The sequence below is a fragment of the Halorubrum sp. ASP1 genome, assembly GCF_005435135.1.
In the GTDB taxonomy this organism is placed as follows: domain Archaea; phylum Halobacteriota; class Halobacteria; order Halobacteriales; family Haloferacaceae; genus Halorubrum; species Halorubrum tropicale.
This window is the reverse complement of the sequence record NZ_SGUA01000006.1, coordinates 138,221-153,057: the sequence shown is the minus strand read 5'-3', so window position 1 is coordinate 153,057 and position 14,837 is coordinate 138,221. Positions and strand designations below refer to the sequence as shown.

The 14,837-nt window shown below is 72.2% G+C and carries 13 protein-coding genes; 10 read left to right on the top strand and 3 right to left on the bottom strand.

Features of this window, described 5'->3' with window-relative positions:
- The first annotated feature begins 44 nt into the window (after window positions 1-44).
- The 8 genes from dacZ to EXE48_RS10855 all read left to right on the top strand — a co-directional run bounded on the left by dacZ (window position 45) and on the right by EXE48_RS10855 (window position 9,254).
- Entirely contained in the window at window positions 45-854 is an 810-nt protein-coding gene (gene dacZ, locus EXE48_RS10890; RefSeq protein ID WP_053771393.1) for a diadenylate cyclase DacZ, read from the top strand.
- A gap of 3 nt (window positions 855-857) precedes the next feature.
- Entirely contained in the window at window positions 858-1,646 is a 789-nt protein-coding gene (locus tag EXE48_RS10885) for a mechanosensitive ion channel domain-containing protein (protein WP_121599522.1), read from the top strand.
- A gap of 61 nt (window positions 1,647-1,707) precedes the next feature.
- Window positions 1,708-2,925 (top strand): sensor histidine kinase, encoded by a 1,218-nt coding sequence (locus EXE48_RS10880; protein WP_137711404.1) that lies wholly within the window; start codon window positions 1,708-1,710, stop codon window positions 2,923-2,925.
- Window positions 2,926-3,000: 75 nt separating this feature from the next.
- Complete coding sequence (locus EXE48_RS10875; RefSeq protein WP_137711403.1) at window positions 3,001-3,663, top strand: GNAT family N-acetyltransferase; 663 nt, start codon at window positions 3,001-3,003, stop codon at window positions 3,661-3,663.
- 81 nt (window positions 3,664-3,744) lie between these two features.
- The gene (locus tag EXE48_RS10870; protein ID WP_137711402.1) at window positions 3,745-6,177 is read left to right on the top strand and encodes a DEAD/DEAH box helicase; all 2,433 of its coding nucleotides are present in this window, start codon (window positions 3,745-3,747) and stop codon (window positions 6,175-6,177) included.
- Between the two features lie 39 nt (window positions 6,178-6,216).
- A complete protein-coding gene (locus tag EXE48_RS10865; RefSeq protein WP_053771388.1) occupies window positions 6,217-6,663 on the top strand; it encodes a phosphate-starvation-inducible PsiE family protein in 447 nt (148 codons plus the stop codon).
- Between the two features lie 90 nt (window positions 6,664-6,753).
- The gene (locus tag EXE48_RS10860; protein WP_137711452.1) at window positions 6,754-8,283 is read left to right on the top strand and encodes a cryptochrome/photolyase family protein; all 1,530 of its coding nucleotides are present in this window, start codon (window positions 6,754-6,756) and stop codon (window positions 8,281-8,283) included.
- Between the two features lie 299 nt (window positions 8,284-8,582).
- Complete coding sequence (locus EXE48_RS10855) at window positions 8,583-9,254, top strand: nucleotide exchange factor GrpE (protein WP_121599516.1); 672 nt, start codon at window positions 8,583-8,585, stop codon at window positions 9,252-9,254.
- Between the two features lie 27 nt (window positions 9,255-9,281).
- Here EXE48_RS10855 and surE read toward each other — a convergent pair whose 3' ends face one another.
- A complete protein-coding gene (surE, locus tag EXE48_RS10850) occupies window positions 9,282-10,076 on the bottom strand; it encodes a 5'/3'-nucleotidase SurE (protein ID WP_137711401.1) in 795 nt (264 codons plus the stop codon).
- A 155-nt stretch (window positions 10,077-10,231) separates the two neighbouring features.
- Here surE and EXE48_RS10845 point away from each other — a divergent pair, with 155 nt between their 5' ends.
- Window positions 10,232-10,543, top strand: coding sequence for a DUF5798 family protein (locus tag EXE48_RS10845; RefSeq protein ID WP_137711400.1), 312 nt, complete (start codon window positions 10,232-10,234; stop codon window positions 10,541-10,543).
- A gap of 12 nt (window positions 10,544-10,555) precedes the next feature.
- On the opposite strand, the gene EXE48_RS10840 is transcribed toward EXE48_RS10845, so the two are convergent.
- A complete protein-coding gene (locus tag EXE48_RS10840; RefSeq protein ID WP_137711399.1) occupies window positions 10,556-11,104 on the bottom strand; it encodes an acyltransferase in 549 nt (182 codons plus the stop codon).
- A gap of 62 nt (window positions 11,105-11,166) precedes the next feature.
- On the bottom strand, window positions 11,167-12,450 hold the full coding sequence (purD, locus tag EXE48_RS10835; RefSeq protein WP_121599514.1) for a phosphoribosylamine--glycine ligase: 1,284 nt from the start codon (window positions 12,448-12,450) through the stop codon (window positions 11,167-11,169).
- Between the two features lie 140 nt (window positions 12,451-12,590).
- Here purD and EXE48_RS10830 point away from each other — a divergent pair, with 140 nt between their 5' ends.
- On the top strand, window positions 12,591-14,828 hold the full coding sequence (locus EXE48_RS10830) for a thioredoxin domain-containing protein (protein WP_137711398.1): 2,238 nt from the start codon (window positions 12,591-12,593) through the stop codon (window positions 14,826-14,828).
- Window positions 14,829-14,837 lie beyond the last annotated feature (9 nt).

The window sequence follows — 14,837 nt, the reverse complement described above, 5'->3', positions numbered from 1 at the left end:
GCACGACGCAACGACTATACGGACTCCGGGAGTCACGTGCGGTAATGGCCTCGCTCACCGACCACCTGGCGGACCTCGTCGCGGACGTCGACGCCGCGTTGCTGTTCTCGCCGACGAGTTCCTTCTACGAGCGATTCGCTGACGCCGAGGTCGAGGTCGTCGTCGTCGCGCCCGACAACGATGTCGACGCCGAGACGTTCGTCGAGCTGCCGCTCCCCTTCGACAACGTCAAAGACCGGATCGGGTTCGGCATCGAGGGCGCCATGGACGCGGACCTCCTCGCGGAGGGCGACGAGGTGGCCTGCGTCGCGTCGGTGTTCGACGGCGGCTCGGACGCGGTCGTCCGCGTCACCGTCGACGAGGGGATCCACACCGGCATCTACGACCTGTTCGCCAACTCCCGGGCCGAGCCGAGCGTCATCCGCGACGTGTTCGAGGTCGCGATCGAACTCGGACAGAAGGGGCAGAAGGGGAAGCCCGTGGGCGCGCTGTTCGTGGTCGGCGACGCGGGGAAGGTGATGAACAAGTCCCGTCCGCTGTCGTACAACCCCTTCGAGAAGAGCCACGTCCACGTCGGCGACCCCATCGTGAACGTCATGCTCAAGGAGTTCTCGCGGCTGGACGGCGCGTTCGTCGTCTCCGACTCCGGGAAGATCGTCTCGGCGTACCGATACCTCGAACCCGCGGCCGAGGGCGTCGACATCCCGAAGGGGCTCGGCGCGCGCCACATGGCGGGCGGCGCGATCACCCGCGACACCAACGCGACCGCTATCGTCCTCTCCGAGTCGGACGGGCTCGTCCGGGCGTTCAAGGCCGGCGAACTCGTCTTGGAGATCGATCCGGAGGAGTACTAAGCGATGTCAGCGGGCCAGGTCTCCGTCCCCGAGTTCGTCGCGACAGTCCCGTACCGGATCTGGCTGGCGCTCGGGGTGTTCGCGCTCGGGCTCGTGTTAGCGTACCTCACCGGCGTGGTCAACCGCCGACTGCTCCGCCGCGCCGGCGTCCCGGAGGTGATCGAGGGGACCGCCTTCGAGCGGACCGCCCGCGAGTTCGACACCTCGACGGTGGGGATCCTCGCGCGGCTGTCCAGCTACTTCATCGTCGCCGTCGCCGTCATCGTCGCCCTCACGGTGGCGGACGTGAACTACCTCGAACAGTTCTGGTCGGGGGTCGCCGCGTTCCTCCCGCGGCTGTTCGTCGCGGTGGTCGTGTTCATCGTCGGCATCGTCGTCGGCGACAAGGCGGAGCTGCTCGTCGCCGAGCGCCTCCGCGGAATCAAGCTCCCGGAGCTCGGCGTGCTCCCGACGCTCGTGAAGTACAGCGTCGTGTACGTCGCGACGCTCATCGCGCTCGGTCAGGTCGGCGTCCAGACGCTCGCGCTCATCGTGCTGCTCGCGGCGTACGCGTTCGCGCTCGTGCTGTTCGCCGCGCTCGCGACGAAGGACCTCGTCGCCTCGGCGGCGGCCGGCGTCTTCCTCCTCCTCCGCCAGCCGTACGGCATCGGCGACGAGGTGCGGGTCGCCGGCGAGCGCGGCGTCGTCCAAGAGGTTGACCTCTTCGTCACCCACATCGAGACGGACGGGGAAGAGCACGTCCTCCCGAACCACGCGGTGTTCCGCGAAGGGATCGTACTGATCCGGGAGTGACTCGCGCGGCGGCGCCGAGTTCGGAACGCACTTACCCGGTCGTGTTTTAGGCCCGCCTAAAATGAGGCGACAGGAGGAACAGCTCGTCGGTGCCCTGTTCGACGTGTTGGAGACTGAGGGGCACGACGAGGCCCGAAAGCGCCTGTTACGCGCGTACGAGTCCAGCGCGTCCGAGGGTCGCGACGAACTGATTGAACGGCTGATAACGGAGCTCGTCGCCGCGCTCAACGAGCAGCTCGGCCGCCGAGAGGGTGCCGTCGTCCTCACCGACGCGATCCAGTTCCTCTTCGACCGCCTCGTCTCCGTCGTCGAGGTCGCGCCGGTCGCAATCGTCGTCGTCGACGCAGAGGGTGCGGTCCAGCTCTGGAACGACGGCGCCGAACGGCTGTTCGGCTGGACGGAGTCGGACGCGCTCGGCGGTCGCCTCGTCTCGAAGGAGGCGGACGCGAGCGGGCCGTTCGGCGACTCCCTCTCGCGGCTCGAACGGGGCGAGCGTCTGACGGGGGTCGAAACGCGCCACCCACACCGAGACGGCTCGCTGGTGGAGATCCGGTTCTGGGCGGCCCCCCTCCGCGATCGACACGACGACTTCGCCGGCGCCACGTACGTCGCGGCCGACGTCGGAGAGCGGAAGCGCCGCGAACAGCGGCTGACCGTACTCAACCGTGTGTTGCGGCACAACATTCGCAACGACGTGAACGTCGTGTTGGGTCACCTCGAAGCGCTCGCGGCCGAGCGACCCGACGACGACCCGCACGTGGCGGCGATGGAGCGGCGGCTCGCGGAGATCGTCGACCTGAGCGACGCGGCCAGACGCGCCGAGCGGCTTCAGGAGTCCGACGGCGAAGCGAGCCGGACGACGTTCGACCTGTCGGCGCTCGCCCGCGATCGAGTCCGGGAATTCGATACCGCCGTCGGGGACGCCGCGTTCACCGTCGGGGGACCGGACGCCGTCAAGGCCGTCGCCCACGAGCTGCTGCCGTTCGCGCTCGACAACCTCCTGGAGAACGCGGTCGAGCACTGCGGACCGTCTCCCCGGGTACGCGTGGCGGTTCGGGAGGAAGGGGACAGAGCGCTCCTCACGGTGGCGGACGACGGCCCGGGGCTCCCGGCGCACGAGCGGGAGGTGCTGACCCGCTCGGACGAGACGCAGCTCACACACAGCACCGGCATGGGGATCTGGTTGGTCCGCTGGATCGTCCGTAGTTCCGGGGGCGAGTTGCGCGTCGGGGAGAGCGAGGCCGGCGGGACCGCGATCACCGTCGTCCTCCGGCGGTGAGCGCGCCGCGCGAACGTTCCCACCTCGTGAGATCCTCTCTCACGATATAACTTACCAGCCGATCGATACCCGCGTATGAACGACGACGCCACCGCGGTCTGCGACGGCTGGGACGGCAGCGAGTGCGAGGGGACGCCCCACTGCCCCCCGCGCTGTCCGCGGTTCGTCGACAAGGAGGGCACGCGCTGGACGATCCGCCCGGCGAGGGACGCCGACGAGCCGTTCCTCGCCGAGATGTACGACGCGTTCGACCGCACTCACCGCGCGCAGGGCCTCCCGCCGGTGAGCCGGCGGCGCTGCGCCGACTGGGTCGAGACGATGCTCCGCGAGGCGAACAACGTCGTCGCGGAGCGGGACGGCGAGCTGCTCGGCCACGCGATGTACACGCCGACCGACGCCGCGGTGCCCGAGCTCGCGGTCTTCGTTCACCCCGCCGCGCAGGACCGCGGCGTCGGGACGGAGCTGTGTCGGCACGTGATCGCCAACGCCGCCGCGGCCGACCGAGAGGGGCTCGAACTCCACGTCGAGACCGGGAACCGCGTCGCGCGGAGCGTCTACCGCACGGTCGGCTTCGAGGTCGCCGAGCGACGCGGCGACCTCCGGATGGAGCTCGACCTCGACGAACCGATCGCGACCGAGGTCCGCTGGCCGCCGCTCGCCCGTCAGGGCCCCGCCGAGCCGGCGGTCGACCTCTCTCCCCGTGACGGCGGCCCCGGACGCTCTCCGGCCGACGACTGAGGCGGGGCGGCAGTGCGACCCGCCCTCCGGACCGCCGTCACCGCAACCGTTAGGCCCCGCCGACCCCAGGGTACCGTAACCGTGGACGACGCCATCGAGTGGCTGCGGAACCGCCCCTTCTACGAGGGACAGATCGCCGACCACCGGCGGCTCCCGGCGCGCGAGCCCGAGTTCGGCGACGTGGACCTCGAACCCCGGCTCGCCGACGCGCTCGCGGACCGCGGGATCGACCGGCTCTACCGCCACCAGGCCGACGCGATCGGCGCGGTCCGCGACGGCGACGACGTCGTCCTCGCGACCGAGACGGCCAGCGGCAAGTCGCTCGCGTACACCGTCCCCGCCTTCGAGGCCGCGATGGACCACGGCGGGCGGACGCTCTACCTCGGCCCGCAGAACGCGCTGATCGCCGACCAGGAGGAGTCGCTGTCGGACCTCGCGGCCGACCTCGGCTTCGGCAGCCGGGTCTCGGTCGACTCCTACACCGGGCGGCTCTCGCGGTCGGAGAAACGGGACGTGCGCGACCGCCGTCCGACCGTCCTCCTCTCGAACCCGGACATGCTCCACTACGCGCTGTTGCCGTACGCCGGGCGCCTCTGGGACTGGTTCTTCTCGTCGCTGGAGCACGTCGTGATAGACGAGGTCCACAGCTACCGCGGCGTGTTCGGCTCGCAGGTCGCGCTTACCCTCCGGCGGCTCGCGCGAACCTGCGAGCGGTTCGGCTCGTCGCCGCAGTTCGTCTGCTGCTCGGCGACGATCAACAACCCCGTCGACCACGTCGCGACGGTCACCGGCCGCGACCCCGAGAGGATCGCCCTCGTCGACGAGGACACCTCCGGGCGCGGGCCGCGCGACTGGGTGCTGTGGAACCCGCCGGAGTACGACGACGACTGGCAGGAGCGCGGGAGCGGTCGGCGGAAGTCGAGCCACACGGAGTCGAAGCGGCTGTTCGTCGACCTCGTGACGGCGGGCGCACAGACCCTGGCGTTCACGCGGGCGCGACAGACCGCCGAGCAGTACGCGACCGACAGCGCGAGCGACCTCCGGGAGCGGGGCGAGCGCGACCTCGCCGGGAAGGTCGGCGCGTACCAGGCGGCGCTCACCGACGACCGCCGCCGGGAGATCGAGGCCGACCTCCACGCCGGCGACCTGCGGGGCGTCTGGTCGACGAGCGCCCTCGAACTCGGCGTCGACGTGGGCGGGCTCGACGCGGTCGTCCTCGACGGCTACCCCGGCACGCGGATGTCGGCCCACCAGCGCGCGGGCCGGGCCGGCCGCGGCGACGACCCCGCGCTGGTGGTGCTGGTCGGCGGCGAGGACCAGCTCGACCAGTACCTGATGCGGAACCCGAGCGACTTCTTCGACGCGCCGCCCGAGGACGCGATCTGTGACCCGGAGAACGGCCAGCTCATGCCCGACCACGTCGCCTGCGCGGCCGACGAGAACTGGCTCTCGCCCGGGGACGAGCGGTTCTTCGGCGACTCGTTCCCGGGCGTGGTGGCCGACCTCACCGACGAGGGCGTCCTGAACCGGCGCGAGGCCGCCAAGGGGACGCGCTGGGTCCACGCCGGGGAGTCGAGCCCGCAGCAGTCCGTGAACCTCCGCACCGCCGAGGAGCGCGAGATATCGCTGATCGAGCGGTCGAGCGGCGAGACGGTCGCCGCGCTCGGGTTCGCCGACGCGCTCCGCGACGCCCACCCCGGCGCCATCTACCACCAGCAGGGCCGCACCTACGAGGTGGTCGACCTCGACCTCGACCGCGACGTGGCGGAGCTCCAGCAGTCGTGGGCGGACTACTACACGCAGGTGCGGTCGGACAAGGACATCGTCGTGAACGAGGACCTCGACGAGCGCGCGCTCTCGGCGCGCGAGGACGTGCCGGTCCGCTTCGCGGACGTGACCGTGACCGAGCAGATTACGGGCTTCGTGCGGAAGGACGCCGCCACGGGCGAGTCGCTCGGCGAGTCGACGCTCGACCTCCCGGAGACGACGCTGCGGACGAAGGCGCTGTACTTCCCGGTGCCGAGGGATCTCGAGCGCGAGATGCGGCGGCTCGGCGACGCGCTCGACGGCGAGGACGCGGGCGACCCCGAAGTCAGCGCCGACGGCGGCGAGGCGCCCGGCGACGGCGACGAACCGATCCCGGGCGGCGAGTACGCGTTCAACGGCGGGATCCACGCGGCCGAACACGGGATCATCTCGCTGTTCCCGTTCCACCTCCTCTGTGACCGCGCCGACGTCGGCGGCATCTCGACGCCGCACCACCCGCACACCGAGGGGCCGGCCGTGTTCGTCTACGACGGCTATCCGGGCGGCGTCGGGCTCACGCGCCGCGGCCACCGCCGGATCGAGGAGCTGATGACCCGGACGGCGCGGCTCATCGACAGCTGCGACTGCGAGGGCGGCTGCCCGGCCTGCGTCCAGTCGCCCCACTGCGGCAACGGGAACGACCCGCTGGCGAAGGCGCCCGCCGTCCGCCTGCTCGAATCGCTGACGGGCACCGACGCGGACGCCTGACCCAAACTGACTTGCCTCCGGCCGTCGAGCGTTCCGTCGATGGCGCTCGACCTCGACGACGCCGCGGACCCCGCCGCCCGGGCGATGGAGTGGCTCGTCCTCGGCGCGGCGTACTTCCTCCTGCTCCTGTTCCTCATCGGCGTGTTCGACCTGTTCGTCTCGCTGTACCGCCTCCTCGTCGCGGGGAACTTCACCGACCCGGCCGAGGTGGTCGCGCTCCTCGACAGCGTCCTCCTCCTCCTGATCATCGTCGAGGTCCACCGGACGCTCGTGGCGTACGCGCGCGGCCAGCCGGTCCTCCGGATCGTCGTGAGCGCGGCGATCATCGCCGTCTCCCGGCGCGTGATCAGCTTCCGCTTAGAGGACTACGGCGGCGGCAACGAGGCGCTGCTCGCGGCCGCGGCGCTCGGCGTGCTCGTGCTCGCGCTCACCGTCGGCTACTTCCTGCTCGACCGGGTGAGCGTCCCGGGGCGGCTGGAGCTCTGATCGCGGTGCGACCGGAGCGCCGCCCGCTGCCGGCCGAGACCCCCGCGCCGCTCCCGGTGGTTTCACGATGGACGCGCCCGTGTGGAACCCATGGAGCTGTTCTGGCACCGACGGGACCTCAGAGCCGCCGACAACGTCGGGCTCGCGGCCGCGAGCGGGGCCGGCGACGACCCCGACCGCGGTCCCGCCGCGCCCGTGTTCGTCTTCGATCCGTCCGTCCTTGACCACGCGAGCGACGTGCGCGTGCGCCGCCTGATCGACGGGCTGGCCGCGCTGCGCGACGACTACCGCGCACGCGGGAGCGACCTGCTCGTCGCGCGCGGCGACCCGGAGACCGTCCTCCCGCGGCTCGCGGCGGCGCTCGACGCCGAGCGCGTCGTCTGGAACCGCGACTACTCCGGGCTCGCCCGCGAGCGCGACGCCGGGGTGCGACGCGCGCTCGACGCGGTCGACGTGGCGCGCGAGGCCCACCACGACGCGGTCCTCCACGACCCCGACGCGATCCGGACGAACGCCGGCAACCCCTACTCCGTGTACAGCTACTACTGGAAGAAGTGGACCGACCGCGCGAAAGAGGACCCGGCGCCGGCGCCGACCGAGGCGGGCCTGGCCGATACCGATCGGCTCGCCGACGCGGCCGACGCCGTCGACGGGACGGACCCGTCGGGCGCGGTCGCGGACGGCGGCGAGGCGGCGACGCTCGGCGCGGCGGTCGGCGACCTCCCGACGCCGGCGGACCTCGGCTTCGCGGAACCGGACGCCGACGTCGGCCCCGCGGGGACGGAAGCGGCCCGGGAGCGCCTCGACGACTTCCTCGACGAGGCCGTGTTCGCCTACGAGGCCGAGCGCGACTACCCGGCCCGGGAGGCGACCTCGCGGCTCTCCGCGTTCTTCAAGTACGGCGAGATCGGCGTCCGCGAGGCGTACGCCGCCACCGAGGCGGCGATGGCCGAGGCGGAGTCCGACTCGCGGCCCGAGGACGCCCCGGAGCAGGTCGAGGAGTTCCAACAGCAGCTGGCGTGGCGGGAGTTCTACACGCAGGTCCTCTTCCACAACCCGGAGGTGGTCTCCGAGAACTACAAGGAGTACGAGGAGGGGATCGACTGGCGCGACGACCCCGAGGAGATCGCCGCGTGGAAGCGCGGCGAGACGGGGTACCCCATCGTCGACGCCGGGATGCGCCAGCTGCGCGAGGAGGCGTTCATGCACAACCGGGTGCGGATGATCGTCGCCTCCTTCCTCACGAAGGACCTCCTCGCGGACTGGCGCCACGGCTACGACCACTTCCGCGAGCACCTGGCCGACCACGACACCGCCAACGACAACGGCGGGTGGCAGTGGGCGGCCTCGACCGGGACCGACGCGCAGCCGTACTTCCGCATCTTCAACCCGATGACGCAGGGCGAGCGCTACGACCCCGACGCGGAGTACATCACGGAGTACGTCCCGGAGCTCCGCGGGCTCGACGCCGACCTGATCCACGAGTGGCACGAGCTGTCGCCCACCCAGCGCGCGAACGCCGCGCCGGAGTACCCGCCGCCGATCGTCGACCACTCCGAGCGCCGCGAGGAAGCCCTCGCGATGTACAAGCGGGCGCGCGGCGAGGACCCGGAGGACTGAGCGCCTCGGGGAACAGGATCTGCGTTCGTTCTGACGACGAAAACGGGACGACGACGCCGGCTCAGTCGGCGACTGCGACCACCATCTCCCGCCCCGTAGTACCGCTGGAGCGCGACGAACGGGACGACGGGAACGACCGTCGCCGGCACCGACCCGGCGGCGACGAGCCCGTACCGGTTCAGCCGGACGAACGGCGTCGCCACGGCGCTGCCGGCCCGACGGCAGGTCGCCGCCGGACGCTCGGGCACGCGGCGCCGCGCTTCTGAACGCTTATCCCCGCCGACCGACTTCGATCGGGTATGAGCGACGACGACGCCGTCGACGTCGAGTCACCCGAGGACGACGAGGGCGACGCGGCGCGGACGAACGGCACGGCGGAGGCGACCGCCGAGGACGCGACCGTCGGGTCGACCGACGGCGACGCCCGTCACGACGACGAGGCGCTCGCCGCGGCCGTCGCCGAGCACGACGAGGCGCTCGCGCGCGAGGTCGCGGCGCTGGAGGCCGACCTCGCCGACACCCGCGAGGCGCTGCGCGAGCGCGACGAGGAGGTCGAGGAACTGACGAGCAAGCTCGCCCGCGTGAAGGCGGACTTCAGCAACTACAAGCAGCGCGCGAAGCGGAAGCAGGAGGAGATCCGCGAGCGCGCCTCCGAGGCGCTCGTCGAGCGGATCGCGCCCGTCCGGAACGACCTCCTCCGCGCGCTCGACCAGGAGGAGGGGAGCGACCTCCGCCCCGGCGTCGAGTCGACGCTGGAGAAGTTCGACGACGTGCTCGCCGACGAGGGGGTCGAACCCATCGAACCGGAGCCGGGCGAGGAGGTCGACCCGGCTCGCCACCAGGTGATGCTCCGCGTCGACAGCGACCGCCCAGAGGGGACGATCCACGAGGTGTACGAGCCCGGCTACGAGATGGGCGACCGCGTGCTGAGCGAGGCGAAGGTGACCGTCAGCACCGGCGACGGCGAATAGCTCGCGCGCCTCTGTTCCGGTGGCGCGTCAGGACCGGACCGCCGATTCGTAGGCGTCGGCGAGGTCGTCGAGGCCCGCGTTCGTCGCCGCGGCGTGCGGCACGGAGAGCGGCGAGACCGACACCTCGCCGTCGACGACGGCGCGCCGGTCGGTCCCCACGGGGTCCGGCACGTCGCCGTCGTTCATCCGGCCCCAGATCGGGTCGGAGAACCCGACGCGGCCGTCGCCGTTCCGCTCCGCGCGCATCCCGTACCACGTCGAGGGCGTCGTGACGCGGAGCGGCGCGCGGTCCTCGTCCGCGATGGGCGCGTTCACGTTGAGGTAGTCAGCCCGCTCGAACACGCCGGCGTCGACCGCCTCGTCGACGAGGAACCGCGTCGCGCGGGCGGCGTGCGCGAAGTCGTCGCCCTCGAACTCCCGCTTCCACCAGTCGTCGCCGCCGGGGACGTACATCGACGCCGCCACCGCGGGCACGCCGAAGAACGCGGCCTCGACGGCGGCCGAGACCGTCCCGGACCGCCCGAGGGTGTACGCCCCGAGGTTCGCGCCCTCGTTACAGCCGGCGACGACCAGGTCCGTCTCGGGGACCAGCTCGTCGAGTCCTGCGACGACGCAGTCGACCGGGGTCCCCTCGACGACGTACCCCAGCTCGTGGTCGGCGACCGATACGTCGTCGGAGAGCAGTCGCCCGACCGACGACTGGTCGTCGGCCGGCGCGACGACGGTCACGGCGTACTCGGTCGCGAGGGCGTCGTAGAGCGCGCGCAGCCCCGCGGCGTCGACGCCGTCGTCGTTGGTCAGGAGGATCCGGTCGACGCTCATACACCGATCACGGGCGAGTCGGGCAAAAGTCCACCGTCGGCGGGGCGCTCTCCGGAGACGGTCGACGGGAGGGAAGGCACCCGGCATGGGAGGAACCGCCCGGCCGACCCGAACCGAACGGAAAAGCACACGTACCGCCGGACCGACTCGCCGGTATGGGATTCGGCGACACCGCGAAGAAGGTTCAGACGCTCGCCGACCGCGCGGAGCGCACCTACAAGAAGATCAGCGAGCTCCGCGACGAGGTCGACGAGACCCAAGAGACGGTGATAGACACCTCCGAGCGCGTCAAGACGCTCGAAAACGAGATGGCCGAACAGCGCGCCGTCCTCGACGCCGTCGCTGAGGAGGTCGGCGTCGACTTAGACCGCGTGAGCACCGAGGCGCACATCACCGACGCCGAGGAGACGGCCGGCGAGGGCGACCGGACCGCCGCGGACGACGGCGCGAGCGAAGACGCGGCGTAGTCGTCGGGTCGGTCAGTCGCCGCCCGCGGCGCCGTCGGCTCGCGACACGACCTCCGCGGGCACGCCCGCGACCGTCGCGCCCGGCGGCACGTCCTCCGAGACGAGCGAGTTCGCGGCGACCCGCGCGCCTTCGCCGACGGTGACGCCGGGCAGGACGACCGCGCCCGCGCCGACCATCGCGTCCGCCTCGACGACCACGTCGCCGAGCCGGTACTCGTCGGTGAGGAACTCGTGGCACAGCAGCGTGGCGTCGTACCCGATTATCGCGTCGTCGTCCACGCGGATCCGCTCGGGCCAGAACACGTCCGGGGTCGACTCCAGCCCCCACGCGACCCCGGTACCGACCGTGACGCCGATCCGGCGCAGCAGCCAGTTCTTCAGGCGGAGGCTCGGACAGATCCGCGCGAGGACGATCACGACGTAGTTTCGGACGACCGCGAGCGGCGACTTCGCGTCGGGCCACGACCACAGGGAGTTCCGGGGTCCCGGCGTCGGGAATCGGTCGAGTCCGTGGCTTCGTGGAGGTTCGGCGTCGTCGCGCGCCGCGTCGTCGTCGGTCACGTCCGTCCCTTCGGTCGGGGAGAATAAAAGGGTCGCTCCGGGCGGTCGGCGCCCGGCGCCGGTCAGCTCCGGAGGTCGTCCATGTGGTCGATCCGGCGCTGAACGAGATCGGCTGTACCGATGTCGTGACGGATGCGGACGCGATCGCCCGCGGCCGCCAGGGCGTCCTCCGCCTGCGCCTCGGCGGCCGCGACGGAGTCGCCGCGGCCGACGACGGCGAACGCCCGCGACGTGGTCGTGTACAGGCGCCCGTCGCGCTCGTCGACGCTGGCGTAGTAGAGGAGCGCGTCGCCCGCGTGCTCCTCGTCGACCGCGATCTCGGCGCCCGCGTCGGGGTCGGTCGGGTAGCCGTCCGGCACGGCGTACTTACAGACGGTCGCCTCGCCGGAGAAGGAGAGCTCCGGGAGCGGCTCGCCGTCGCGCGCGGCGGCGAGCACGTCGACGAACGGCGTGTCGAGGACGGGCAGCGTGTTCATCGCCTCCGGGTCGCCGAAGCGCGCGTTGAACTCGACGACCTTCGGGCCCGCGTCCGTGAGCATGAACTGGCCGTAGAGGACGCCCTTGTACTCGGGGAGCGCGTCGACGACCGCCGCTAACACGTCGACCGCGGCCTCGTAGTCGCCGTCGCGCATGAACGGCAGCGAGCGCCCCGTATCGGAGTACGAGCCCATCCCGCCGGTGTTGGGTCCCTCGTCGCCCTCGTAGGCGCGCTTGTGGTCCTGGACCGCCGGCGTCGTCCGCAGATCGCCGTCGGCGACGAACGCCTGGATCGTGAACTCCTCGCCGACGAGTCGCTCCTCCAGCACCACGCGGTCGTAGCCGGAGTCGCGGAGGTACGCCTTCGCCTCCTCGCTCGTCACCTGGTCGCCGATCACCTTCACGCCCTTCCCGCCGGTGAGCCCGGCGGGCTTGACCGCGAGGTCGCCGTCGTACTCGTCGATGTACTCGCAGGCCGCCTCCGTGTCGTCGAACACCGCGTAGTCCGGACAGCCCGGGATCGCGTGCTCCTCCATGAACTCCCGCTGGTACGCCTTGTCGGTCTCCAGCCGGGCCTCGGCGGCCCGCGGGCCGAAGGCGTACACGCCGGCGTCGTCGAGCGCGTCCGCGACCCCCGCCTCAAGCGCCGACTCCGGGCCGATGACCGCGAGGTCCGCGCCGACCTCGGTCGCGTAGTCGGCGACCGCGGCCGGATCGGTCTCGTCGATCGCCGCGAACCCGTCCGCCAACCGTCGGATCCCCGGGTTCCGAACGCCGGCGCAGGCGTACAGCGCGCAGTCGTCGGCCACGGCGCGGGCGATCGCGTGTTCGCGCCCGCCGCCCCCCACCACGAGTACGGTCTCCGTCATGCCCGACGGGTGTCCGCACGGTAGTGTAAACCTTACTCTCTATCGGGCCCGATATATGCGCGGACGTGGATAGAACTGCGCCCGAAGCGGGAATCGCCCCGGTGCGGACGGCTTTTGCCCCGCCGGGCCGAATCGAGCCCATGTCACAGCCGACCGAGCGGAACCGCCTCGACGGCGAGGCGAGCCCGTACCTCCAACAGCACGCCGACAACCCCGTCAACTGGCAGCCGTGGGGCGACGAGGCGTTCGAGCGCGCTCAGGAGCACGACGTTCCGGTGTTCGTCTCCATCGGCTACTCCTCGTGTCACTGGTGTCACGTCATGGCCGAGGAGAGCTTCGAGGACGAGTCGGTCGCCGCGCTGCTCAACGAGGAGTTCGTCTCGATCAAGGTCGACCGGGAGGAGCGCCCCGACGTCGACAGCACGTTCATGACCGTCTGCCAGCTGGTCACGGGCGGCGGCGGGTGGCCGCTCTCGGCGTGGTGTACCCCGGAGGGGAGGCCGTTCTACGTCGGGACCTACTTCCCGCCCGAGCCGCGGCGGAACCAGCCCGGCTTCCGCGACCTCTGTGAACGCATCGCCGACTCCTGGAGCGACCCCGAGCAGCGCGAGGAGATGCGGCGGCGCGCCGACCAGTGGGCCGAGAGCGCGCGCGACGAGCTGGAGTCGGTGCCGACGCCGGACGCGGCCGGTCCGGACGGTGAGGACGCGGCCGGTCCCGCCGGCGACGACCTGCTCGACACCGCGGCCGCGGCGGCGCTGCGCGGCTACGACGAGGAGCACGGCGGCTTCGGGAGCGGCGGCGCGAAGTTCCCGATGCCCGGGCGGATCGACCTCCTGATGCGCGCCTACGCCGGGCGCGGCCGCGACGCCCTGCTGTCGGCCGCGACCGGCACGCTCGACGGGATGGCCCGCGGGGGCATGTACGACCAGATCGGCGGGGGGTTCCACCGCTACGCGGTCGACCGCGAGTGGACGGTCCCGCACTTCGAGAAGATGCTGTACGACAACGCCGAGCTGCCGATGGCCTACCTCGACGGCTACCGCCTCGCGGGCGACCCCGCGTACGCCCGCGTCGCGAGCGAGTCGCTCGCGTTCCTCGACCGCGAGCTCCGCCACGAGGGCGGCGGCTTCTTCAGCACCCTCGACGCGCGGAGCCGACCGCCCGCGGGCCGCGGGGGCGACGACGGGGAGGGAGACGTCGAGGGTGCGTTCTACGTGTGGACCCCCGAGGAGGTCGACGCCGTCCTCGACGAGCCGGCCGCGCCGCTCGCCAAGGAGCGGTACGGGATCCGGGCCGGGGGCAACTTCGAGCGCGGCACGACCGTCCCGACGATCGCCGCGTCCGTCGAGGAGCTGGCCGCCGACCGCGACCTGTCGCCCGAGGCGGTCCGAGAAGTCCTGACCGAGGCGCGCACGGAGCTGTTCGACGCCCGCGAGGAGCGCCCGCGTCCCGCCCGCGACGAGAAGGTGCTGGCCTCGTGGAACGGGCGAGCGATCTCCGCGTTCGCGCGGGCCGGGAGCGCGCTCGGCGAGGCGTACGCCGAGATCGCCCGCGAGGCGCTCGACTTCTGTCGCGAGCGCCTCTACGACGCCGACCGCGAGACCGGCGCGCTCGCCCGGCGCTGGCTCGACGGCGACGTGCGCGGGCCGGGGTACCTCGACGACTACGCGTTCCTCGCGCGCGGCGCGCTCGACACCTACGCGGCGACCGGCGACCCGGAGCCGCTCGGGTTCGCGCTCGACCTCGCCGACGCGCTCGTCGACGAGTTCCACGACGCCGACGACGGGACGATCTACTTCACCCGCGACCTCGACGGCGAGGCGCGAGACGGCTCCAGCGACGCCGGCGGCGAGACCGCCGACGCCGGCCCCCTCATCGCGCGGCCGCAGGAGTTCACCGACCGGTCGACGCCGTCGAGCCTCGGGGTCGCCGCCGAGACGCTCGCGCTCCTCGACGGCTTCCGGACGGACGGCGAGTTCCGCGAGATCGCCGAGCGCGTCGTGCGGACCCACGCCGACCGGATCCGCGGGAGCCCGCTCGAACACGCCTCACTCGTGCGGGCGGTCGACCTGGTCGAGACCGGCGGGATCGAGGTGACCGTCGCCGCCGACGCGGTCCCCGACGACTGGCGCGAGACGCTCGGCGAGCGATACCTGCCGGGCGCGCTGGTCGCGCCGCGACCCGCTACAGATGCGGACCTCGACGAGTGGCTCGACCGCCTCGGCATGGCGGAGGCCCCGCCGATCTGGGCGGGCCGCGACGCGGTCGACGGCGAACCGACCGCGTACGTCTGCGAGGGCTTCACCTGCTCGCCGCCGCGGACGGACCTCGACGCGGCGCTCTCGTGGCTGGAAACGCGGGAGTCGTCCGAGTAGGCGGCCGTT

What these genes read in the sequence shown, in the direction of transcription:
- EXE48_RS10880 (WP_137711404.1), top strand. Translation starts at nt 1,708, where the DNA reads ATGAGGCGACAGGAGGAACAGCTCGTCGGTGCCCTGTTCGACGTGTTG.
- surE (WP_137711401.1), bottom strand. Translation starts at nt 10,076, where the DNA reads ATGAGCGTCGACCGGATCCTCCTGACCAACGACGACGGCGTCGACGCC.
- EXE48_RS10865 (WP_053771388.1), top strand. Translation starts at nt 6,217, where the DNA reads ATGGCGCTCGACCTCGACGACGCCGCGGACCCCGCCGCCCGGGCGATG.
- EXE48_RS10830 (WP_137711398.1), top strand. Translation starts at nt 12,591, where the DNA reads ATGTCACAGCCGACCGAGCGGAACCGCCTCGACGGCGAGGCGAGCCCG.
- purD (WP_121599514.1), bottom strand. Translation starts at nt 12,450, where the DNA reads ATGACGGAGACCGTACTCGTGGTGGGGGGCGGCGGGCGCGAACACGCG.
- dacZ (WP_053771393.1), top strand. Translation starts at nt 45, where the DNA reads ATGGCCTCGCTCACCGACCACCTGGCGGACCTCGTCGCGGACGTCGAC.
- EXE48_RS10885 (WP_121599522.1), top strand. Translation starts at nt 858, where the DNA reads ATGTCAGCGGGCCAGGTCTCCGTCCCCGAGTTCGTCGCGACAGTCCCG.
- EXE48_RS10875 (WP_137711403.1), top strand. Translation starts at nt 3,001, where the DNA reads ATGAACGACGACGCCACCGCGGTCTGCGACGGCTGGGACGGCAGCGAG.
- EXE48_RS10845 (WP_137711400.1), top strand. Translation starts at nt 10,232, where the DNA reads ATGGGATTCGGCGACACCGCGAAGAAGGTTCAGACGCTCGCCGACCGC.
- EXE48_RS10855 (WP_121599516.1), top strand. Translation starts at nt 8,583, where the DNA reads ATGAGCGACGACGACGCCGTCGACGTCGAGTCACCCGAGGACGACGAG.
- EXE48_RS10860 (WP_137711452.1), top strand. Translation starts at nt 6,754, where the DNA reads ATGGAGCTGTTCTGGCACCGACGGGACCTCAGAGCCGCCGACAACGTC.